The organism is Desulfothermus okinawensis JCM 13304, assembly GCF_054654515.1.
The window spans coordinates 1-524 of sequence record NZ_BAAIEW010000077.1; the positions used below are offsets into that span (position 1 = coordinate 1).

At 38.5% G+C, this 524-nt stretch carries 1 protein-coding gene and 1 pseudogene; one reads left to right on the top strand and one right to left on the bottom strand.

What is annotated here, in order from left to right:
- Nucleotides 1-236, top strand: a 236-nt coding sequence (locus ACYQ0O_RS13090) for a helix-turn-helix domain-containing protein (RefSeq protein WP_459893784.1), incomplete at its 5' end; no start/stop codon positions are given.
- A 3-nt stretch (nt 237-239) separates the two neighbouring features.
- Here the strand turns inward: ACYQ0O_RS13090 and ACYQ0O_RS13095 are convergent.
- A pseudogene (locus ACYQ0O_RS13095) lies at nt 240-524 on the bottom strand (UDP-N-acetylglucosamine 1-carboxyvinyltransferase); the annotation flags it as partial.

The window sequence follows — 524 nt, forward strand, 5'->3', positions numbered from 1 at the left end:
ACATTACCCCTTCTTCAATAATTATTTATGAAAAATCAGTGAGTTCCAAAGAAGAAGACATAGGAAGAATTTTTAAGGGGGAAATAACTCTAGATGAATTTTTAGAGGAAATAGATAAAAAAATCATACTAAAGACTCTGGAAAAAACCCATGGCAATAGAAAAGAAGCTGCAAAAATACTTGGACTCAATCCAAGGCAGCTTAGATACAGACTGGAAAAATATAAGATTCAATAATGGCTATTCTTTTTCTCTCCAGATTTTCGCTCCTAGCTTTTGTAGTTTTTTCTCCATATTCTCATAACCCCTGTCTAAATGATAAATCCTCCTCACAATGGTTCTGCCTTGTGCAGCAAGTCCAGCCAGCACAAGGGCAGCACTTGCCCTAAGATCAGATGCCATAACAGGTGCACCTTTAAGGGGTTTTCCTCCCCTAATTACTGCTGTATCCCCTGCAACTTTTATATCTGCCCCAAGCCTCATGAGCTCCAATGCCTGCATAAACCTATTCTCAAAAATGGTCTC